General features: G+C 37.0%; 22 protein-coding genes and 1 tRNA gene. 10 read left to right on the forward strand and 13 right to left on the reverse strand.

Annotated features, from left to right (window positions below; all coding sequences use genetic code 11):
* Window positions 1–21 precede the first annotated feature (21 nt).
* Window positions 22–1308 (reverse strand): hemolysin family protein, encoded by a 1287-nt coding sequence (locus tag O5636_RS08385; protein WP_269622346.1) that lies wholly within the window; start codon window positions 1306–1308, stop codon window positions 22–24.
* A gap of 14 nt (window positions 1309–1322) precedes the next feature.
* Window positions 1323–1395 (reverse strand) — tRNA-Ile (locus O5636_RS08390).
* Between the two features lie 113 nt (window positions 1396–1508).
* Here O5636_RS08390 and pyrE point away from each other — a divergent pair.
* Together pyrE and O5636_RS08400 are read left to right on the forward strand one after the other, a co-directional pair.
* Window positions 1509–2090 carry an orotate phosphoribosyltransferase gene (gene pyrE, locus O5636_RS08395; RefSeq protein ID WP_269622347.1) on the forward strand — a complete coding sequence of 194 codons (582 nt, stop codon included), beginning with the start codon at window positions 1509–1511 and terminating at the stop codon, window positions 2088–2090.
* Window positions 2090–2923 carry a folate-binding protein YgfZ gene (locus tag O5636_RS08400; protein ID WP_269622348.1) on the forward strand — a complete coding sequence of 278 codons (834 nt, stop codon included), beginning with the start codon at window positions 2090–2092 and terminating at the stop codon, window positions 2921–2923. Before pyrE ends, O5636_RS08400 begins: the two co-directional genes overlap by 1 nt.
* Here O5636_RS08400 and O5636_RS08405 read toward each other — a convergent pair.
* Entirely contained in the window at window positions 2920–4383 is a 1464-nt protein-coding gene (locus O5636_RS08405) for a TM0106 family RecB-like putative nuclease (protein WP_269622349.1), read from the reverse strand. The two genes, O5636_RS08400 and O5636_RS08405, sit on opposite strands and share 4 nt — an antisense overlap.
* Before the next feature lie 50 nt (window positions 4384–4433).
* Between O5636_RS08405 and O5636_RS08410 the strand changes: the two genes are divergently transcribed.
* Together O5636_RS08410 and rdgB are read left to right on the forward strand one after the other, a co-directional pair.
* On the forward strand, window positions 4434–5891 hold the full coding sequence (locus O5636_RS08410; RefSeq protein WP_269622350.1) for a phosphoglucomutase/phosphomannomutase family protein: 1458 nt from the start codon (window positions 4434–4436) through the stop codon (window positions 5889–5891).
* On the forward strand, window positions 5888–6490 hold the full coding sequence (gene rdgB, locus O5636_RS08415; RefSeq protein WP_269622351.1) for an RdgB/HAM1 family non-canonical purine NTP pyrophosphatase: 603 nt from the start codon (window positions 5888–5890) through the stop codon (window positions 6488–6490). Before O5636_RS08410 ends, rdgB begins: the two co-directional genes overlap by 4 nt.
* A 2-nt stretch (window positions 6491–6492) precedes the next feature.
* Here the strand turns inward: rdgB and O5636_RS08420 are convergent, their stop codons facing one another.
* The 3 genes from O5636_RS08420 to fabI form a co-directional block, all read right to left on the reverse strand.
* Entirely contained in the window at window positions 6493–8010 is a 1518-nt protein-coding gene (locus O5636_RS08420) for a carotenoid oxygenase family protein (RefSeq protein WP_269622352.1), read from the reverse strand.
* A gap of 86 nt (window positions 8011–8096) precedes the next feature.
* Window positions 8097–8705 (reverse strand): imidazoleglycerol-phosphate dehydratase HisB, encoded by a 609-nt coding sequence (gene hisB / locus O5636_RS08425; RefSeq protein ID WP_269622353.1) that lies wholly within the window; start codon window positions 8703–8705, stop codon window positions 8097–8099.
* Between the two features lie 36 nt (window positions 8706–8741).
* The gene (gene fabI, locus O5636_RS08430) at window positions 8742–9524 is read right to left on the reverse strand and encodes an enoyl-ACP reductase FabI (RefSeq protein ID WP_269622354.1); all 783 of its coding nucleotides are present in this window, start codon (window positions 9522–9524) and stop codon (window positions 8742–8744) included.
* A gap of 111 nt (window positions 9525–9635) precedes the next feature.
* On the opposite strand from fabI, the gene O5636_RS08435 reads away from it, so the two are divergent.
* On the forward strand, window positions 9636–10259 hold the full coding sequence (locus O5636_RS08435) for a thioredoxin family protein (RefSeq protein WP_269622355.1): 624 nt from the start codon (window positions 9636–9638) through the stop codon (window positions 10257–10259).
* Between the two features lie 62 nt (window positions 10260–10321).
* On the forward strand, window positions 10322–11530 hold the full coding sequence (locus O5636_RS08440; protein WP_269622356.1) for a DegT/DnrJ/EryC1/StrS family aminotransferase: 1209 nt from the start codon (window positions 10322–10324) through the stop codon (window positions 11528–11530).
* 18 nt (window positions 11531–11548) lie between these two features.
* On the opposite strand, the gene O5636_RS08445 is transcribed toward O5636_RS08440, so the two are convergent.
* A complete protein-coding gene (locus tag O5636_RS08445; RefSeq protein WP_269622357.1) occupies window positions 11549–12109 on the reverse strand; it encodes an NUDIX hydrolase in 561 nt (186 codons plus the stop codon).
* A 65-nt stretch (window positions 12110–12174) separates the two neighbouring features.
* Window positions 12175–12756 carry a 2-amino-4-hydroxy-6-hydroxymethyldihydropteridine diphosphokinase gene (gene folK, locus O5636_RS08450; RefSeq protein ID WP_269622358.1) on the reverse strand — a complete coding sequence of 194 codons (582 nt, stop codon included), beginning with the start codon at window positions 12754–12756 and terminating at the stop codon, window positions 12175–12177.
* A gap of 49 nt (window positions 12757–12805) precedes the next feature.
* On the opposite strand from folK, the gene bchD reads away from it, so the two are divergent.
* Complete coding sequence (bchD, locus tag O5636_RS08455) at window positions 12806–14926, forward strand: magnesium chelatase ATPase subunit D (protein ID WP_269622359.1); 2121 nt, start codon at window positions 12806–12808, stop codon at window positions 14924–14926.
* A gap of 11 nt (window positions 14927–14937) precedes the next feature.
* Here bchD and O5636_RS08460 read toward each other — a convergent pair whose 3' ends face one another.
* Window positions 14938–15783, reverse strand: coding sequence for an MlaD family protein (locus O5636_RS08460; protein ID WP_269622361.1), 846 nt, complete (start codon window positions 15781–15783; stop codon window positions 14938–14940).
* Between the two features lie 5 nt (window positions 15784–15788).
* Window positions 15789–16604, reverse strand: a complete 816-nt coding sequence (locus O5636_RS08465) for an ABC transporter ATP-binding protein (RefSeq protein ID WP_269622362.1) — start codon at window positions 16602–16604, stop codon at window positions 15789–15791.
* A gap of 101 nt (window positions 16605–16705) precedes the next feature.
* Here O5636_RS08465 and O5636_RS08470 point away from each other — a divergent pair, with 101 nt between their 5' ends.
* Complete coding sequence (locus tag O5636_RS08470; RefSeq protein ID WP_420063769.1) at window positions 16706–18109, forward strand: gluconeogenesis factor YvcK family protein; 1404 nt, start codon at window positions 16706–16708, stop codon at window positions 18107–18109.
* Here O5636_RS08470 and O5636_RS08475 read toward each other — a convergent pair.
* From O5636_RS08475 to O5636_RS08485, 3 genes are read right to left on the reverse strand one after another with little or no spacing between them, the layout of a single operon-like run.
* A complete protein-coding gene (locus O5636_RS08475) occupies window positions 18106–18648 on the reverse strand; it encodes an NAD(P)H-quinone oxidoreductase subunit J (RefSeq protein ID WP_269622363.1) in 543 nt (180 codons plus the stop codon). The two genes, O5636_RS08470 and O5636_RS08475, sit on opposite strands and share 4 nt — an antisense overlap.
* Window positions 18649–18669: 21 nt before the next feature.
* Window positions 18670–19377, reverse strand: a complete 708-nt coding sequence (nuoB, locus tag O5636_RS08480) for an NADH-quinone oxidoreductase subunit NuoB (protein WP_420063794.1) — start codon at window positions 19375–19377, stop codon at window positions 18670–18672.
* Between the two features lie 31 nt (window positions 19378–19408).
* Window positions 19409–19771 carry an NAD(P)H-quinone oxidoreductase subunit 3 gene (locus O5636_RS08485; protein ID WP_269622365.1) on the reverse strand — a complete coding sequence of 121 codons (363 nt, stop codon included), beginning with the start codon at window positions 19769–19771 and terminating at the stop codon, window positions 19409–19411.
* Window positions 19772–19904: 133 nt separating this feature from the next.
* Here O5636_RS08485 and O5636_RS08490 point away from each other — a divergent pair, with 133 nt between their 5' ends.
* The gene (locus O5636_RS08490) at window positions 19905–20291 is read left to right on the forward strand and encodes a rubredoxin (RefSeq protein ID WP_420063795.1); all 387 of its coding nucleotides are present in this window, start codon (window positions 19905–19907) and stop codon (window positions 20289–20291) included.
* Between the two features lie 7 nt (window positions 20292–20298).
* Window positions 20299–21318: a photosynthesis system II assembly factor Ycf48 gene (locus O5636_RS08495; RefSeq protein ID WP_269622367.1), complete on the forward strand. Its 1020-nt coding sequence runs from the start codon at window positions 20299–20301 to the stop codon at window positions 21316–21318.
* The last annotated feature ends 69 nt before the right edge of the window (window positions 21319–21387 follow it).

The following is a 21387-nucleotide window of genomic DNA, read 5'->3' on the forward strand; positions in this document are numbered from 1 at the left end:
TTCATTAAATGAGAATATCCTTTATGTTTCTTCTTTTGAAGCTTTTTCAGGCAAGATTATCTTTACTGTCTCAATCTTAGGACCTTTCATTGAAGTGATTTCAAAATATATTTCATTATCAATAAGAAAATCCCTCTTGGCGGGTACTTCTTGAAATTTTTCAAGAAGAAAGCCTGCAATTGTATGGTAATTATTTGATTCAGGAATTTGAAGGTGCAATTGACGGTTTATTTCAATAAGTTCTAAGTTCCCTGCTGAAAGCCATTTATTTGGATTTGAATCAATTTGTTTGAGAAAAGGATCTTTTTTTCCTTGATCTATCTCGTCTCCAACAATTTCACCAGTTAAATCTGCAGATGTAATTAGACCTTCTGTACCACCATGTTCATCTACAACTAATAAAAATGGGCTCCCACTTTTTATTAATGGAAGGACTTTATCTAAGGTGCAAGTCTCAAGAACCTTAGGGACAGGATTTATATAGTTATTCAATGGTGTGTCGAGTTGCATAGCCCCTTTTGCTATTGGGTCTGCTAATTGACGGAGATCTAAAACTCCCAGAACATCATCAAGAGATTTCCCTGTAACTAAAAAACGAGCATGCCTACTTAAATGGACTTCTTTCATTAAGTCAGAGAATTTTACTGTATCTGGAAGAGTCACCATCCCTGAACGAGGAACCATAATCTCTCTGACTTGTGTGTCCCGAAGAGCAAATACCCCTTCTAAAATATTTTTTTCATCAGGTCTTAGTCCGGTTACCCCTCCTGATTCTATAAGAGTTTCTAGTTCACCTGCGGATAACGCTGATGCAAGTGAGTCCCATTTATTATTTAGTCCAACTACCTTCAGCAAAGAAGAAGCAATCTTTTCTAATAAAAAAAGCAAAGGTGAAATGGCTTGAATTATTCCTTCAAGTAGTGGAGCTAGATATAGAGCTGCTGATTCAGGTCGATTTAGAACAATTGCTTTAGGCACTAATCCAGCAATTATTGTTGTTAGTACTACTACAATTAAAAAAAGGCTGAGATTCCATATAAGTGCATTTTGGTTTTCCAATGACCACCAAATATTACTTAGATTATTTAATAACCATCCAAGACTTACCAGGGCAACAGTTATTCCTAACTGCGCCACTATTAACACTTTCCTAAGCCTTCTTTGTAATCTTTGAACAGAACTAGCTCTAGCTTCTTTCTCCTTTATCAGCTTGGCTACTCGACTAGGCCTGATGCGAAGAATAGCTAATTCTCCTGCAGCAAAAAAAGCTGTTAAGGCAATGATTATGCCAAGGAGGAGAAACTGCATTAATTAAGTTGCAATGGGGGTGGCGAGGATCGAACTCGCCTAAGGCGAATTATGAGTTCGCTGCATTCACCAGATTGCTACACCCCCAGGGGAAATAAATTTTTAAAAAGGTCTTTGGTGAATTTAAGGCCTTTCAAGGAATAATAATTAAAAGCTAAGAGGATTAGACAAGTCAATCCTTCAAAGATGTAATTTCCCAAATGAATTTGCTTTTAAAATCGAATAAAAAATCACGTGACAGGTTACTAAATCTAATTGCAACTAATGCCTATCGACAAGGAGAATTTACTCTTGCTTCTGGTAAGAAGAGTAATCATTATGTAAATTGCAAGCCTGTAAGTTTGAGTGGCGAAGGCCTTTTATTGTTAAGCAATATGATGCTTGAAAGAATTGATCCTGATGCAATCGCAGTTGCTGGAGTGACTTTAGGTGGTGACCCTTTGGTTAGTGCAGTAGCAATGGCAGCCGTAATGGAGGGTAGGTCCCTTGATGCTTTGATTGTGAGGAAGGAGCCCAAGGGGTATGGTACAGCTGCTTGGCTTGAGGGCCCTTTACCTCCTAAAGGAACATTGATAACTGTTTTGGAGGATGTTGTTACAACCGGAGCTTCTTCTTTGAAAGCAGTTAATCAATTACTAGAAGCTGGTTATATCGTCAAAAGTATTGTTTGTATTGTGAATCGCCAAGAAGGTGGTGAAATGGAAATTAAAAAAGGAGGATTGGAGTTGAAGAGTCTTTTTTGCTTAGATGAAGTGTCAAAAAAGTATAAAGAACTTTCGTAGTGACTTTGTTCCAAGATAAGTTCTGGGATTTATCTTTGCCTCTATACAAAATAGAGGGGAAAGATAGTAGAAAGTTTCTTCAAGGACAAACTACTGCTGATTTATTAAGTATAGAAGAAGGAACTTTTGTTAGGTCATGTTGGCTTTCACCAACTGGAAGAGTTAAATCATTGCTTGAGATTCAGCTGATCAATGATTGTTTATGTTTTGTTGTTTTAGGAGGTAATGAGAAAGATTTAATTAATGGCTTCAATCATGTAATTTTCCCTTCCGATCAAGTTGAAATTATATGTGAAGATAATATTCGTAGAATTCAACATATGAGTAATAAAGAGTCATGGAAAGCTTCTAAGACAGAATGGATTTTTAATGATCAGAAATTACCTCAATACTTTAATAATCTTAAATCTGCTGATAGTTATTCAGTGAATCTATGGATCATTTATCAAGGTTTTCCTATTGGACTAAACTATATGAATGGTACTCATAATCCTTTTGAAATAGGATTGTCTGATCTTGTTAGTCTTGATAAGGGTTGTTATTTAGGTCAAGAAACATTGTCTAAACTTAAAAACATTGGAAAAGTAAAGTGTGAGTTGAGATTGTTTAAGTCTTTACATGAGTTTCACTCTGGCGATAAATTAATAATTTCTGATCAAAATAGTTCAAATCAAAACGCAGGACTTGTTACAAATGTAATAAGATATGATTCTTTATATGTTGGACTTGCTTTGATAAAAAGAAATTATTTATATAGGGAGAAACTTGATTTAACTAATGAAATTGGATCTATTGAGGTTATGAATCCAATAGGTTCTAGTTATATTAATTAATTGGAATTAGTTAATAACCACTTTGCTATTTCCCAAGTTGCAAGACAGTCGTCTTGGTTATAATCTAAAATTTTTTTGCATAGATTTGAAGAGGATTTCCTATTGTAGTTAGAGCTTTCCCATTGCCTCCACCAAAGCAATGCTTTGGCTCCATCAGCCCCTTCCAATCTCCACTTGAAACCTAGCCACTTTGCAACTGTTTTTAAACTGTAATTACTAATAGGTAATAACCAACTATTTTTCAAGCAGGCATGAATATCTATTAGCCTAGTTTTAAGATTCTTTAATTCACTAATGTTTGCACCTTGTCTTTTTGCCATTTGATATATAGCCAGTGATTCAGTTTCACCATAATGAAGTATTGGCCAATTATAGAAATAATTGATCTTCTGATTGATTTTTCCCCATGTTAAATGTTCTTTATCTTTGTAGAGATTTAGTATTGCATGATATTTAGTCTCTTCTAAATCCCAACTTTGGTTATTTCTTATTTTAGCACTAACGAATCCATGGAGAAAATCATGTTGATTATCTGGATCTGATTCAATGTCATAAATTAAAACTCCTTTAGTATTTCTAATTTCATTTAATAGAGGGTTTAATGTAATTCTTGTAGGATTTAAATCTATTTGAGACTTTGCTTGAAGAATCAGTTGGTGTGCGATAGATTCATGCTGATCTCCATACTTGTTTAATTTACGCGTTAGGAAATAGGGATCTGTTGATGCAAGATCATTTACACTTTGAATGCCTATCTCTTGAAGAATATTTTTTCTTTTTGCTCCAATTCCACTGACTTCACTTAGGTCACCTTCTTTAGATGCTGTTTTATTACATAATTCTCTCCAGGAACAAAGTGTGCATTTTTTTCTCTCATTAGTTAAAGGAGGAATTGCGATTTGAGTTAAATCTTTTTTTGCTTTGATCAAAGATTCAAATAACTCACTACGAAGATTTTTTGAAATTAATATGTCTTGTATCTCTAGATTCTTTCTTTTCTTAGAGACTGCAATACCGTGGTTAACTTGTCCTTGCTGAAATTCCTCAAGCAAATAGGCCCACAATGCAATCGCAAGACGATTTTCTCTTGTAAGTCTGTGACCTTGACGAACAATGATTGGAATATAAGAGTAATTTCCCCAGCAGCTACTACCTTCAATTCTATAGAGCATTGTTGGATGTCCTTCAAGATATATATCTGTAGGACCTACCCTCCTAAGACGTAATCCAATAACACCTATGTCTCCTCGTTGGCATGCCTTTACCCCTTTCCCAGGGGTTGTATTTAGAAATTGTTGGATACTCTTGTATTGATGGTCAAGTTGGAGAGCTCGGTGAGCTGTCCAGACTTTGTGATGATTTTGCTCATATAGATCTAGCCAAGCTTTCCTTTTGCAGCGTATCCAGCTGAAAAACAAACGATCAGTTATTAAGTTTCTTTCTAGAATGGGATTAAGCATATATTGAGATTAATTTGGTTTCTTTTCGCTTGTTTATTTAGTTGATTTTCATGTCTAAGAGCTTTATCAAATTAGAGGCCGATCCAATCAAGTTTGGAACTGATGGGTGGAGAGGTATCTTAGGTGTTGATATCACTCTAGAAAGGCTTTTATTAGTTGCAGTAGCTGCTTCTCAGGAAATGGTTTATAGAGCCAATGAAGGCTTAACTAATAAAATTATAATTGGCTATGACAGAAGGTTTTTAGCTTTTGAATTCGCAGAAGCTATTGCTTCTGCCGTTAGAGGGTGTGATTTGGAGCCTTTGTTGGCTGATACAAGTGTTACAACTCCTTCTTGCAGTTGGGCTGTTGTTGAGAACAATGCTTTAGGAGCATTGGTAATTACTGCTAGTCACAATCCGCCTGAATGGTTAGGCTTAAAAATTAAAGGTCCTCTTGGTGGTTCAGTTGAAGAAGATTTTACAAAAGCTGTAGAAGATAGGTTGGTTGCAGGAGGGGTGACAATACCCAAAGAAGGAGAGACCAAACTATTTTCTTGTCGTCGAGAACATCTTATTGGATTAAAAAGAAAAATTGATATCCCTTCTTTAATTAAGGGGTTAACTGATATTGGTTTGAAGGTTGTAGTCGATTCTATGCATGGAACTGCGGCAGGTTGTATGAAGGAACTTTTAGGTGATTCTTCAAGTGATTTGGTTCATGAGATCAGAATGAAACGAGACCCACTTTTTGGAGGAACTTCACCTGAGCCTTTGGCTAAAAACTTGGATGAATTAATTAATACTGTGAGATCATTTTCTAGTGCTGGACAACTAGCAATTGGTTTGGCCTTTGATGGTGATGGTGATCGTCTAGCTGCTATAGATGAAGAAGGTAGATTTTGCAGTTCTCAATTATTAATACCTCTTCTAATTGAACATTTAGCAGGTGTCAGGAAAATTCCTGGTTGCGTAATAAAAACAGTTAGTGGTTCTGATTGCATGAGTTTGGTTGCAGAAGATTGGGGTAGAGAGGTGATTGAGAAGCCGGTCGGGTTTAAATATGTTGCGGCAGAAATGCTTCAAAGAAAAGTTTTGATTGGAGGAGAAGAATCTGGAGGAATTGGTTTCGGAGATCACATACCAGAAAGAGATGCTTTATATGCTGGTCTACTTTTGTTAGAAGCTATTGTTAATGGAGGAGAACCTTTAGGCGAGCGTTTGAGTTCTCTACAAAAACGTTTTGGGGAAAGTGCTTACGATCGTGTTGATATTCGTCTTTCTGATGATCAGTCAAGACAAAAGATAGAATCAGCACTAGCTACTAAAAAAGATTTTTTAATAGGGGATAGCACTGTCAAGGAAGTCATTTTGTTGGATGGATATAAGTTAAGAATTGCTGAAAGGCATTGGTTAATGTTTCGCTTCTCTGGGACCGAGCCTTTATTAAGAATTTATTGTGAAGCACCAACAAAACAAGAGGTGGAGAAAAATCTTAATTGGGCTATTAATTTCGCTCAGAGAATATGAATTTAAGGACCTATAGAGACTTCTCCAAACTTGTAATTGCTAGTGCTAATGATGGCAAAATTAATGAATTTAAAAACTTTTTATCTAATTTCCCTTTGGTTATTCTTGGTCAGCCTCCTGACTTGAAGGTTCAAGAGACCGGTGTGTCTTTTATGGAAAATGCACGTATAAAAGCTTTAGCTGCAGCTTCTGCTACAGGAGAAATTTCTCTTGCTGATGATTCAGGATTAAGTGTTTTGTTTCTAAATGGGGCACCTGGTATTTATTCTTCTAGGTATGCAAAAAATGATTCTGAAAGAATTAAGAGATTATTGAAAGAATTAGAACTTTGCGATAATAGGAGTGCATATTTTTCTTCTGCACTTTGTATTGCTTCTCCTAATAATGAAATTTTAGTTGAAGTAGAAGGGCGTTGTGATGGGGTGATTACAAATCTACCAAGAGGGACAAATGGGTTTGGATATGACCCTGTTTTTGAGGTTGATGGGACAGGTTTAACTTATGCAGAGATGGAACTTAATCAGAAGGAGGCTTTAGGCCATCGTGGCCGTGCATTTAAAGCATTAACACCTTATTTAAAACGGCTTTTAGATTTATAAGTTTATGTTAATTCTATGGATTTAGTTTGATTTAAATTAACCCAACTTCCATGTAATCCATAAGGAATTTTTATTGGTAGTTTTAATGTTGCTTGGTGAGATAAATCACTTGCTTGCAAGATAATTAATTCTGAAGTTTTCGATTCCCCGTTCCAAATTAAACTTAGAATCCATCCATCATCTTCTTCTATTGCAGGATTATTTGGGACCATAATAGGTTCATTTAAAAATCCTTTAGAACCAGCGTTCCAATAATGTGTTTCATTATTAATTAGATTTAATTTTTTAACTTGCTGGAGAGGACCGTTCCCGGATTTTTTTGCGGCAGTGGCCATCCAGCTATATTTGGCAGGTAACCCTTGTTTGTTTGGATTAACCATTGCAAATTCACAGCATTGTTTGCTTAATATTTCACATTCAATTTTGTTTGTTAAAAGATTTATTCGACATCTTTTTAAAATTCCTTCGGGGAGCTCATTAAAGTTGATTTCGCGAAAATCTTCTTCAGGCCCAATTGAAGGAAAGTCTTTATAGAAAATGCTATCAATAACAACTTCTTGTTTTTTTTCATATGCATTTAAGTGATGAAAAACAAAGCCATTAGGAGCATCAAAGATTTGAGGAGGTTTATTAGCAAATTTCCCACAATCTCGAGGTATCAACAAAAATTTTCCTTGTCCATTAGGTTTGGATTTCAAACATTGTGCAGCACCTTTTTGGCCAAGTATGAATGGTAAAGGATTGAAATCAATAGCATTTTGAAGAAAAATTGCCCAATTTGGAGTAATTGCGAAGTCATGTAAAAACGCAAAACCCTTAAAAGTATCTTTCCTGTCGCTTAAAAGAGAACCTGCATTTTGACCTTGTATTGAGAATTCCATTAAGCGAATAGTGCTTTTGGGTCCTGTTTTGACACTAAAGGAAACCATTCTTGGCTCTTTGTGGTGTCCTGGGTCAAAACGAGGGTGAGCACTAAATGGTTCGTTAGCTTTGAGAGCCCCATTAATGTTGCTTATCCCATGAGTCTCGAGAGTTTCAGGATCAAGAGAATAAGGACTTGCTGCTTCCCAAAGCGCTAAAAGTTCATTGCCAAGCTTAATTACATTAGTGTTTGCTATGTTTTTTAATCGCAAGTCAAAGGCATTAGAAATTGCACCACCTGGTTTTTTAGTGCCAAACACACCTCTGTAGAGAAACTCCCCAGCTTTTTCTTCTTCTATCCATTCTTTTGTTCTGATAAAACGATTAGTAAATTTAGCTTTTCCATTTTGGAAATTTATTGAGGCAATCATTCCATCTCCATCGAATGGGTGATGAACCCATTGCCCATTCCTCTCTAAAACTCCTGGACCGTTTTTATAAAAAATGCCGCTGAGCTTTTTGGGTATTTCTCCTTTAATTAGATCTAATTGGATATTGCTGCATTCTTTTTCTACATTGCAGTAAGCACTGGACCAATCTTGTTGCTTAAAAGTCTCAAGCCCACTTGGTAAATCAGTATTTGTTGCAAGTTTTGCCACAAAAAATTGATATATGTCTTTTATGATCTTCGCGTAATTGGTAGCAAAACGCGAGTTGGTATTCGTTTAGGTTTTAAAATTAGGTTTTACCCAGCTTGTTCAAGGACTCCTTTGCTACTAGGAATTGATTCTGCTCTTCTAGCATCTAATTCGATTGCCATCCGAAGTGCTTTCGCGAAAGCTTTAAAGCATGCTTCAACAATATGGTGTGAATTTTGTCCGTTTAATTGATTAATATGTAATGTTAAACCACTATTATTTGCTAAAGCAATAAAGAACTCTTTTACTAATTCTGTGTCATAGCTACCAATTTTTTGATTAGGAATATTAAGTCCATAACTTACATGAGGGCGGCCAGAACAATCGAGCGTAACTTGTACTAATGCCTCATCTAAAGGCGCAATAAAATGACCAAAGCGATAAATTCCTTTTCTATTTCCAAGAGCTTTCGATAATGCTTGCCCTAGAGCAATGCCTACATCCTCATTGGAGTGATGGTCATCAATATGAGTATCACCGGTCGCTCTAATCTCTAAATCAAGCAGTCCATGACTACAAAGTTGATGAAGCATATGATCTAAGAATGCAATCCCAGAAGATACATTGCATTGTCCTGTGCCATCTAATACGACGCGAACTTTGACATTCGTCTCGTTAGTCTTTCGCTGGACTTCAGCTTGTCTGTTGGAAGTCATATCATTAGTTCAATTAAAGCCATGGTGACACTTAAATTACATTCCGTTAATGGAATAACCAGCATCTACGTAAATAGTTTGTCCAGATATCCCACTAGCTAGATCGCTTAATAAGAATGCTGCAGTATTCCCTACTTCTATTTGGGTAACTGTTCTGCGCAAAGGAGCTTTTTCCTCCACATTGTGGATCATGTCTAGTATCCCTCCAATTGCAGAACTGGCCAAGGTTCTTATGGGACCTGCACTGATTGCATTTACACGTACTTGTTTGTCAGCCCCTAATTCAGCAGAAAGGTAACGAACAGATGCCTCAAGAGCAGCTTTCGCTACTCCCATAACGTTGTAATTAGGTATTGCTCTTTCTGCTCCTAAATATGTCAGCGTAACTACACCAGCCTTTTCGCTGAAAAGAGGTTTCGCGTATTTGCATAAAGGGGCCAAAGAATATGCGCTGATATCAAGTGCTCGTGCAAACCCTTCAGAAGATGTATCACTATAGTCGCCAATTAATTCTTCTTTCCCTGCAAAAGCTAGACAATGTACTAGTCCATCAAGCTGGTTCCATTTGTTTTTTATTTCATTAAAGACCTCTTCAATTTGAGAATTATTTTGAACATTTAATGGTAAAAATAGACTTGGATTTAAAGGAGCAGTTAATTCACGCACTTTACCTTCAAATCTACCTTTTTCATCTGGCAAATATGTTATTCCTAATTCTGCCCCGGCTGCATGAAGTTGTTGAGCAATTCCCCAAGCAATTGAACGATTGTTAGCTATTCCTGTTACAAGGATTTTTTTGCCACTTAGATCGAGAAGCATCTTTTCTAGAAATATTTAGAGGGTTTTAATGATTCTCTCCTACTAAGGGTGCATTCATCCATATCAATAAGAAACTATTTTGTTTATATCTTCTTTCTAAATAGTTAAAGCATGGTTCTTGTTTCATCCACGATGTTGCCACTAGGCACATATTTGCCCTCTTTTGACTTGCCATTATTAAGAGGGTCAGGTCAGAGCTTTCATGGGTTTTCAAGTTCTTTAAAAAGAATTAATAACAAGATGCTTTCTAGAAAACCCATTTTAATAATGATACTTTGTGCTCATTGTCCATTCGTAAAGCATATTGAAAGTCAAATAAGTCAATTGGAGATTGATTTTAAGGACATAGTTGAATTTGTGGGGGTTGCAAGCAATTGCTTGCTAACTCACCCTGAAGATGGACCTGATTATTTAAAAAAACAGATCTTAGAGAATAATTGGCGGTTCCCTTATTTGCTTGATTTAAGCCAGTCTTTTGTAAAATCTTTAAAGGCAGCATGTACGCCTGATTTTTTTCTGTTTTCACCTTCACCTGAGGATGGTATACAGCAGTTGGTTTATAGAGGTCAATTGGATGAAAGTTCTCCTGGTAATGGTATTCCAGTAACAGGAAATGATCTTAGGGAAGCTTTGGATTCTGTTTTGAATTTTAAAGAGGTTGAAAAGAATCAAAAACCTTCTATTGGCTGTAATATTAAATGGATACCGGGTTCTGAGCCTCCTTGGTTTGGTTGATTTTTAAATTAAGATGCCTCAAAGCTGGAAGAGTAACTACTTGAGGCATTAAGGTGCCAAATATGCAGGTACCTCCATTTAGTCTTGATCAACAGTTATCCGAAATCGGAGAGGATATAAAGTCGTCTGTTTTGAATGTTTTAAGTAGTGGTAATTACATAGGAGGAGAAGAAGTCAAAAAATTTGAAAGTTCTTTTGCAGAAAAAACTGGTGTTAAGCATGTTATTGGGTGTAACAGTGGAACAGATGCTTTGATACTTGCTTTAAGAGCATTGAATATTGGTCCAGGGGATGAGGTGATAACTCCATCTTTTAGTTTTTTTGCGACAGCTGAAGCTATCAGTAATGTAGGGGCTAAACCAGTTTTTGTAGATACTGATCCAGCTAATTATTTGGTGGATCTGAATTTACTTCAACAAGCAGTAACTCAATCAACAAAAGCGGTTTTGCCTGTGCATCTTTTTGGCAGACCTGTTGATATGGATCAGATCATGTCGTTTGCTAAGAGGAATGAGATTAAAGTAATTGAAGATTGTGCTCAGGCTGCTGGTTCTGAATGGGGTGGGAAGCCTGTTGGAAGTATTGGAGATATTGGTTGCTTTAGTTTTTTTCCTACTAAGAATCTTGGAGCCGCAGGAGATGGTGGCGCTGTAACTACAAATGATGAAAATTTAGCAACAGCAATAAGACAGCTTGCTGTTCATGGCATGCCTAGAAGATATTTTCATACTCAACTTGGTTACAACAGTCGTTTGGATGCAATACAAGCAGCTGTTTTAAATGTCAAATTGGAGCACCTGTTTAAATGGGTAATAAAAAGAACAGAAATAGCTAAAAGATATCATCAACTATTAAAAGATATACCAGGTATAATTCTTCCTGAATTCTCTCAAAATCATACGCATATTAATTCATGGAATCAATTTGTCGTTAGAGTTCAAAGTTCTATTTTAGATAAGGCAATAATAAATCAAGATGTAAATAAACAACCTATAATTAATAATATTAATTTACCTAATAGCTCTTCAAGGGATTGGTTGAAACAAACCTTGTCTGAGTATGGTGTTAATACAATTATCTATTATCCTATACCCATTCACCTTCAACCCGTATATCAAAAATTAGGAAATAAAATTAATTCTCTTCCTAATACAGAGATTCTCTGCAGTGAAGTTCTTAGCTTGCCAATATTTCCTGAGTTAAGTATTGAGCAACAAGATTATGTAGTGAATGCAATTAAGCAATCAATTCAGAAGGCCTCTCTCATTTAGTTTCAATAAATCAACCTTCTATAGGTCTAAAAAATTACATGCTCTATGCCAAGCGGTAATGCTTTTACCATCTAAAGCTTCATCATTGCTATGTATACTTTTCTCCAATTCATTGCTAGACATTTCTAATACTTCAATATCTTCATCGTCATCTCCTTTTGGCTTTTTACTTAAAGGTGTTAGTTCTCGAGCTAGAAAAAGATGAATGACTTCATCGGAATAACCAGGGCAAGGAAGCATTAAGCCTAAATAATCCCATTGAGAAGCTTTATAGCCAGATTCTTCTTGGAGCTCTCTTTTAATTGTTTTTAAAGGGTCTTCTCCTTCCTCAAGAGTGCCTGCTGGGAATTCAAGTATTCTTCTTGCAACGGCAAATCTATATTGCCTAAGAATAATGACTTTCCCCTCCTCTGTAATTGGCACTGCTAAAGCTGCCCCGGGGTGACGTATTAACCCGAAAGTACTTTTTATGCCTATAGGGAGCTCAAATTGGTTTATTTCAAATCGAATTTTTTTTGCATTTAATGATTGAACATTTTCAAGAATTTTGGAAGGTTCGGGGGCGGATAATGGACTCATGTAATTTAAATAATTGAATTAATTTATTTTTCTTACATTACATTTTTGTTGCTGATAATTGAACTTTATTCTGACCAACCTTTTTGAGGTGGAATTCTTTGTGGTTTGTTCTCTCCCTTATTAAGAGCTTCAGATAATGGTATGAGAACAAAATCTCTTTCTATTAACCTGGGATGGGGAAGTATTAGTTCTGGCGTGTTTATTTGTAAATCACCCCATGCTAAAAGATCCAGATCTAGAGATCTAGGCCCCCAATGAATTTCTAAAGCTTTCCTGTCTCTGCCAAAAATCTTTTCTATTTCAGCTAATCTTTTTAAAAGATTTTTGGCTGCAAGTTCCGAAGGAGATATTTTTGATAGATCTTTTCCACAAATCATTAGGGCAGCATTAATAAATGCTGGTTGCTTCGAAGGCCCTCCTATTGGATGAGTTTTGTATAAAGGTGACCATTTAAAGTTGAGGCTTGATGATTTGGAAAGGTTATTTTTCGTGACTTGATTAAGACTTTTAATCCATTGGGTTAATGCTTGTTCTATTAACGGCCTTGCTTTAATTAAAGTTAGAATTGGAGGGCCTATAGGGCTTTTAATATTGGCTCCTAATCCAATAGCAATTGCTCTTGGCTTTGAATAGTTAATAGAAGACATGCTCTAATTGGTCAAACTGATGCAAAAATGATCAGGATTGGTACATTCGATGGTTACTTCAGGAAAAGAACTTAATGGTATTAGTTCAGAACTTTCATTTAAGGAAGAATCGAACAAGGCATTCCCATTAGCCGCAGTAACTGGTCATGGAACTTTAAAGTTAGCTCTAATGCTTGCTGCTGTGGATCCTGGATTAGGAGGTGTAATTATTGCGGGTGGTCGAGGAACAGGCAAGTCTGTTTTAGCAAGAGGGTTACATGATCTTTTGCCTCCTATCGAAGTAGTTGATATTGATACTTTCAAGGATTTACCAAATGCTCGGCCTTATGGAAGGAACCTTGATCCAAACCTTCCTGAAGAATGGGATGATGCGACAAAGAAAATACTTGAGGATGTATTAAATAAAAAAATAGATGATTCAAATTTAGATATCCCCAAGAAAGTTATACAAGCTCCTTTTGTCCAAGTGCCAATTGGAGTAACAGAGGATCGTCTTGTTGGAGCAGTGGATGTAGCTTCTTCTTTGGATAGTGGCAGCCCTGTATTTCAACCTGGATTATTAGCAGAAGCTCATCGAGGTGTTTTATATATTGATGAACTCAATCTCCTTGATGATGGAATAGTTAACTTGATGCTCGCTGCAGTAGGTTCTGGAGAGAATCAAGTTGAGCGAGAGGGTTTAAGTCTTAAGCATCCATCGCGACCTCTTTTAATTGCTACGTATAACCCCGAAGAAGGTGCTGTTCGAGATCATCTTTTAGATAGATTTGCAATTGTTTTATCAGCCGATCAGATTATTTCTAATGAACAGAGAGTAGAGATTACAAAATCTGCTATTTCATTTGGACGAAGTAGCAAGAATTTCTGTGAGATTTGGGATGAAGCAACTGACGCTTTGGCTACGCAGTTGATATTGGCTAGGCAATGGCTTCCAGATATTGAGTTGTCTTTGGATCAGATTAAATATCTTGTTAATGAGGCTATTCGCGGAGGAGTGGAAGGACATCGCTCTGAGCTATATGCTGCACGTGTTGCTAAAGCTCATGCTGCTCTTGCTGGAAGGGATACTGTTGAAGCTGAAGATTTGCAAGTAGCAGTAAGGCTTGTCATTGCCCCAAGGGCTTTACAGCTTCCACCTGAGGAAGAACAAATGGAGCCACCGCCTCCTGAGGAACAAAACCCACCTCCACCAGATCAAACCCCTGATGATAACTCTCAAGATGAGGATACCCCTGAAGATGAGGATACCCCTGAAGATGAATCTGCACCTCCCATCCCAGAAGAATTTATGCTTGATCCTGAGGCTTGCGAGATTGATCCAGACTTATTACTTTTTGCTAGTGCAAAATCAAAAAGTGGTAGTAGCGGAAGCAGGTCAGCAGTTTTTAGTGATAGCAGAGGTAGATATGTAAAGCCAATTATTCCTAGAGGCCCAGTTACCAGAATTGCTGTTGATGCAACTTTGAGAGCAGCAGCCCCTTATCAAAAAGCCCGTAAAGCAAGAGAACCTGGAAGAAAAGTAATTGTAGAAGAAGGAGATTTAAGAGCTAAATTACTTCAAAAGAAAGCAGGATCTTTAGTTATCTTTCTTGTGGATGCAAGTGGGTCAATGGCACTCAATAGAATGCAAAGTGCAAAAGGAGCCTTGATTAGACTTTTAACAGAAGCTTATGAAAGTCGTGACGAAGTATCCTTGATCCCATTTAGAGGAGAACAGGCTGAGGTCTTATTGCCACCTACAAGATCTATTACAGCAGCAAAGAGAAGACTGGAAACAATGCCTTGTGGAGGCGGCTCCCCTCTTGCCCATGGTTTAACACAAGCGGCCCGAGTCGGAGCTAATGCACTTGCTACAGGAGATTTAGGGCAAGTTGTAGTCGTCGCAATAACAGATGGCCGAGGAAATATTCCCCTTAGTAAATCTTTGGGTCAGCCTGAGCTGGAAGGAGAGAGTTCTGTTGATTTGAAACAAGAGGTCTTAGATGTTGCTTCGCGTTATCGAATGTTAGGTATTAAACTATTAGTAATAGATACTGAAAGAAAGTTTATTGCTAGTGGTATTGGTAAAGAGTTGGCAGAAGCTGCAGGAGGTAAATATGTTCAACTTCCCAAAGCAACTGATCAAGCTTTGGCTTCAATTGCGATGGATGCAATTAATACCGTGAAATAAATATAAATCTATTATTTGTAAATATCATTAAATAGTTTACCTATCCCAATTGCAGCATCTTTAAAAGCATTAGTCAAATCTTCATCATTCACGAGCTCATCAACTTTGTCACTTATTTTATCAAGCTTTGCAGTGAATGATTGTATGGATGCTGTACTAGCCTTGACATCTTTAAGTACTTCAGGATCGTCGATTGAACCTAAAATATTATTTATGTGTGAAACACTTTTTTTCAGATCTTTGATAATTGGACGAGTCTTTTTTAATTCTAATTTTGACAATTGTATTAATTCATCAAGGTTTGCTTGAGTTGAGTCAAATTGTTCTATAGAAGTCACAACTTTCTCTATGATTTCTTTGTTTTCAGCTTCATTAAGAAACTTATTTATTTCTCCAGTTAGTTTAGAAATATCTTGCAATTCTCTCCCTTCGATGGAATCTCCATCACAAACAATTAACTCTGATGAACAATTGTCTTTTTTTGGCGAAAAACTAAGACTTTTAATTTGCGAACCTTTACTTATTAAGGCTATTTCTGCATCCCCTCCAAGAAGTGAGCTGGTTTGAATCTTTGCAAAAACAGGTTGAAATAAAATCAGATCAGGATTGTTGATAGAAACTTTAGCCATTACATTGTTTTGCCCAAAAGTTATTTTTTTGACAGATCCTACTTGTATACCTCTAAAAGTTACTGGAGTGCCTTGGGATAAACCACTGGCATCATTGAAACTAGCTGTTAAAGACCAGGTCTTTGATGTTAGTTTGATCCCTTTTAGCCAAAGAGTTAGTCCTGAAAAAATGACAACTCCTCCTACAAGGGAAAATCCAACAATGGCATCACGAAAGCTTCGCCGCATGGGAGTTAAATTTCTTTAGGTTTCATTGGCCCTTCAAGGCTACCTGTTCGGAACTGTTTAATGTAAGGGTTTTCACTGGTTTTGAAATCTTCAACGGAACCATCCCACTGAAATCCTCCCCCATATAGCATTAAAACCCTTTCAGCAGACCGTTCAATTGTGCTCATTACATGGCTAACTACTATTGAACATCCTTTGGCTAAAGTGGTTGTTTTGACAATTAGATCTTCAATTCTTGTACTTGCAACAGGATCTAGTCCCGCGGTGGGTTCATCAAAGAGTAATAGAGGCATGGACGAATAAGAGGGGTGGTAAGGATCTTTTATTAATGCACGTGCAAAACTGACTCGTTTTTGCATGCCTCCACTGAGTTGACCTGGGAGTTTGTTTTCAACTTTGTAAAGTCCTACATCCTCAAGACATGAAATAACCATTTCATTTATTTTTTTTTCACTAATGTCTGAGCTTTTTCTTAATAAAAAACCTACATTTTCTGCCACAGTTAGTGATGCGATTAAGGCTGGGTTTTGAAAAACCAATCGCACATCAGGGGGATAATTCTGGTCTAATCTTAAATATTTCTGTAGGTTCCCAAATATTTTTAATTCTCCACTTGAGGGTAGTAAAAGACCCGCTAATAGCCTTAAAATCGTTGATTTACCTGACCCAGATGGCCCAACTATCGCAATTCTTTCCCCAGGCTTCATTGTTAAGTTTACTTTGTTTAAAATAGTATTTAGGCCTAGCTTTATTGATAGGTCTCTCATCTGAACAACTGGGCAATTCTTAGATAATGTTTTTGTAGATGATACATTTTCCATATTGTTTATTTATTGAATTTGACTGAAAAGGACTTTCCCTTAGAGTTCGTTTGAGTCTAATTTGTCAGATTTTGCAATTGTGTTTTTTCTCATAAGTGATTGTGAAAGATAGGATCTCTAGAGGCCATAAAAGTTTCGGAGGGCGAAAAAGCAATTCGAAAAGAGCGAATCAATTTGATTTGCTTTGGCGAATTCAAAGGTCGTTGAGCTGGCTATTGCCAGGGCTTGTCCTAAAAAGATGGTTGATTATATCTGGGATTGGATTAATAGTAGCTTTTTTCGGAGCATCTATATGGGCTGATTTGAGGCCAATTTATTGGCTAGTTGAAGGTATCTTCTTTTTAATTGGAGCAATTACGAAGTTTTTGCCACGAAGTATTACGGGACCATTGGTATTTCTTCTTGGTATTTCTCTTGTAATATGGGGTCAGAGTAGAAGCTTTACATCTATACAGAAGGCAGTAGCACCTGATAAGGATGCTCTTTTGCTAGATGCTTTGCGTGCTAAAAGTAAACTCAATAGAGGACCGAATATTGTTGCAATAGGAGGGGGGACAGGACTTTCTACTCTGCTTAAAGGGCTGAAAAAATATAGCAGTCGAATTACAGCAATTGTGACTGTTGCTGATGATGGAGGGAGTAGTGGAATTTTGAGGAGGGAGCTAGGTGTTCAGCCCCCTGGGGATATAAGAAATTGTTTGGCTGCTCTCTCTACTGAAGAATCTCTTCTAACAAGGCTTTTCCAATATCGCTTTTCCTCTGGCACAGGATTAGTTGGCCATAGTTTTGGGAATTTGTTTTTATCTGCTTTAACTTCGATTACTGGCAATCTTGAAACAGCTATAACAGCTTCAAGTCGTGTACTTGCTGTTCAAGGCCAAGTTGTCCCTGCTACTAATGCAGATGTTAGTTTATGGGCTGAGCTGGAAAATGGCGATCGAATTGAAGGTGAGTCTGCGATTGGGAAGGTTAGATCTCCTATTGCAAGAATTGGATGTTATCCAGAATACCCAGCAGCACTACCTAGTGCGATAGAGGCAATAGAAAATGCCGAATTAATTGTGCTTGGGCCAGGTAGTTTATATACATCTCTTTTACCTAATTTGCTTGTTCCGCAAATTGTTGAGGCAATACAAAAGAGCAAAGCCCCTAAAATATATATATGCAACTTAATGACTCAACCTGGAGAGACTGATGGTCTTGATGTAACAGGTCATGTAAGGGCTATTGAAGCTCAACTGGCTAGTCTTGGGATTACAAGAAGAATTTTTAATTTTATCTTGGCGCATGAATCTGTCGCGCCTTCACCTTTGCTTGATTATTATCTTTCAAGAGGTGCGGAACCAGTTCAATGTGATTTAAATAGTCTTCGAGCCCAAGGGTATAAAGTTTTTACTGCATCGTTACAAAAAGGCATCTCAACTAGTGCAACATTGCGCCATGATCCTGCCCGCCTTTCAAGAGCTGTGATGCATTTTTACAGAAAATATAAAAGAGAAAATTAATATGCATCTTGCATTTCGTAAAAGTCTGGCTGAATATAGTCTTTTCTTAATGGCCATCCTTTCCAATCTTCTGGCATTAATAATCTTTTTAGACGTGGATGACCATCGTAAATAATACCAAACATATCAAAAGTTTCCCTCTCTTGCCAATCAGAACCTCGAAATATTTTATAAAGAGATGGTACAGTTAAATCCCCATTTCTATCAAGGAATACTTTTAACCTTACTTCTCTAGGTTGCTTGCTTTTAAAATAATCTTCTATAGAAATTAGATGGTAGAAAGAAACTAGATTTGCACCTGGGCCTTCATCATATCCGCCTTGACATTGAAGGTAATTAAATCCTATTTCTTTTAACTTTAATACAACATCAATCAGTTTGCTTGGTGCTAAATTGATAATTTCTATTCCGATATGATCAGGTGCACTGTTTGTATGCTCTAATCCTTCATTTGTTAAAAAGTTGCTGATAGGACCAGTCTCATTGACTTGCTCTTTTTCAGAAATATTTTCAATTTTATTGCTCTCTTCTTTTTCCATGATTAGATTAATTTAATTAATTCAGTTAGAAGAAGTTTGTTTTTCTTCTTCTCTTTCTTTTTTAGTTTCTATTTTAATATTTGTTGAAGGGTTTAGCATTATAGATTCATCATCAGTTTTTAAATTTAAGTATTGGCCATTAGTTAATGGTGAAACTCTTTTCATTTGATGTGGAATCGTGAAGTAACGATGAGTTGGAGCTATTTTTTCTCGATCAGTAAATGATTCATTCCCTACTTTTTTTCTTAGCTTTATGACTGCATCAAAGATAGCTTCTGGCCTTGGAGGACAACCTGGTAAATAAAGGTCTACGGGAATTAATTTGTCCACTCCCCTTACAGCAGTAGTTGAGTCTGCACTGAACATTCCCCCTGTAATGGTGCAAGCCCCCATAGCAATTACATATTTTGGATCTGGCATTTGCTCATAAAGTCTTACTAAAGCCGGTGCCATTTTCATTGTCACTGTCCCTGCCACTATTAAAAGGTCTGCTTGTCGTGGTGAACTTCTAGGTACAAGTCCAAACCTGTCAAAGTCAAATCTAGAACCAATTAAAGCAGCGAATTCTATAAAACAACATGCAGTTCCATATAAAAGCGGCCATAAGCTGCTTAATCTTGCCCAATTATGAAGATCATCAAGGCTTGTAAGAATTATGTTTTCGCTTAGGTCACTAGTTATTTGCGGTGCACCAACTGGGCCACAAGTAGCCTCACGAATGTCTCGAATAGCATCTTTTGAAGGAAGATCAGTCACTTAATTAGCTCCATTCAAGTGCTCCTTTGCGCCAGGCATATGCTAGTGCAACAATTAGAATTGAGATGAATATGAGCGCTTCAATAAATGCTAATAAACCAAGCTTGTGAAATGCAACTGCCCAAGGATAAAGAAATACAGTCTCAACATCAAAAATCACAAAAACAAGCGCGAACATGTAATAACGAATATTAAATTGAATCCATGCACCACCTATAGGTTCCATCCCTGATTCATAGGTCAGCTCTCTTTCCCCGGATTTGCTTAATGGAGATATAAGTTTGTTTGTGACTAATGCCAGAATGGGCACAGCCGCTGAAATTAAAAGAAAGCCAAGAAATGCGTCGTAACCCTGAAGAGCAAACATGATGCATCAAAAACTTTATTATTATTTTGACACTCACTTAAGCGCACTTTCCTAGATAGAGTTGGGTTGTGTGAAAGTGCAAACGGTGAGCGATGAACTGAACAATGCATTTGATCAGTCTAAATCCAATGAAATGGAATTTAGTACTGATGATGGTGCAAAACAAAACTCTGATCAAAAAAAACCAGATCTCCCGAGAGATCTTAGTTTTAATAGATTTGAATGCAGAGGTTGTGGTTATGTTTATGACCCTAAAGAAGGCCTTAAAAAATATGGAATTCCTCCAGGGACCTCTTTTTTAGATCTTGACCAAATAAGTTTTAGATGCCCAGTTTGCAGAGCAAGATACCCAGCGTATAAGGATATAGGAGCTAAATTTGAACCTGCTGATGGATTTGAAGATAATGTGGTTTATGGCTTTGGTTTTAATACTCTTCCACCAGGGCAGAAGAATGTACTTATTTTTGGTGGGTTAGCTTTTGCTGCTGCTTGTTTCTTGTCCCTCTATTCCTTGCATTAAGAAAATCATGAAAAAACTACTAGTTTATTCTTTCAATCTCATATTAATTCTCTGCCTAGGCTTAGGTCTAAGTGGGTGTGTTACAACTACAAGACTTCCTACTCAACAAATGAGCCCATGGGAAGAAATTAAATTAGCGAGCGATGATAATCCATTAGATATTGGATTTGTAGACGATAGTCATGGGTTTTTAGTAGGGGCAAATAGGTTGATTCTCGAAACAAATGATGGTGGAGTTACTTGGCAAGATAGAGACTTAGAAATTCCGAGCGAAGAAAATTTTAGGCTAATGAGTATTGATTTTAAAGGTGAGGAAGGATGGCTGGTGGGCCAACCTAATTTGATTATGCATAGTGATAATGCTGGGAAAACCTGGACTCGTTTATTACTTGGAAATAAATTACCAGGAAACCCTTATTTAATAACTACTCTTGATAAAGACTCAGCTGAACTCGCGACTACCGCAGGTGCTGTTTATCAAACAACTGATGGAGGAAATAATTGGGAAGCAAGGGTTGCTGAAGCTTCTGGTGGGGTTAGGGATTTGCGTAGAAGAGATGATGGGTCTTATGTAAGCGTTAGTAGTTTAGGAAATTTCTTTGTCACCTTAGATAAAGAAGATCAAACATGGCAGTCTCATCAAAGGGCTAGTAGTAAGAGAGTTCAAACATTGGGATTTCAACCTAATGGACAGCTTTGGATGCTTTCAAGAGGAGCTGAAATTCGTTTAAATGAACAAGCTGATGATTATGAGAGTTGGTCAAAACCAATTATTCCTTTAGTTAATGGTTATAACTATTTGGATATGGCTTGGGACCCTGAAGGTGAAATTTGGGCTGCAGGTGGGAATGGAACTCTTTTAGTCAGTAAAGATGAAGGAAAAACTTGGGAAAAAGATCCAATTGGTTACGCAACTCCAACAAATTTTATTCGAATATTTTTTATAGAAAATTCCCAGACTAATTCCTCTAAAGGCTTTGCCCTAGGGGAAAGAGGACATGTTTTGCGCTGGGTTGGGGATGCATAAATTGGATTTAAATGCACAACGCTCTGTAACCATGCTGATAAACCTGCCCTATCTTTAGTAACACCCTTG

Source organism: Prochlorococcus marinus str. MIT 0918, from assembly GCF_027359415.1.
GTDB lineage: Bacteria > Cyanobacteriota > Cyanobacteriia > PCC-6307 > Cyanobiaceae > Prochlorococcus_E > Prochlorococcus_E marinus_C.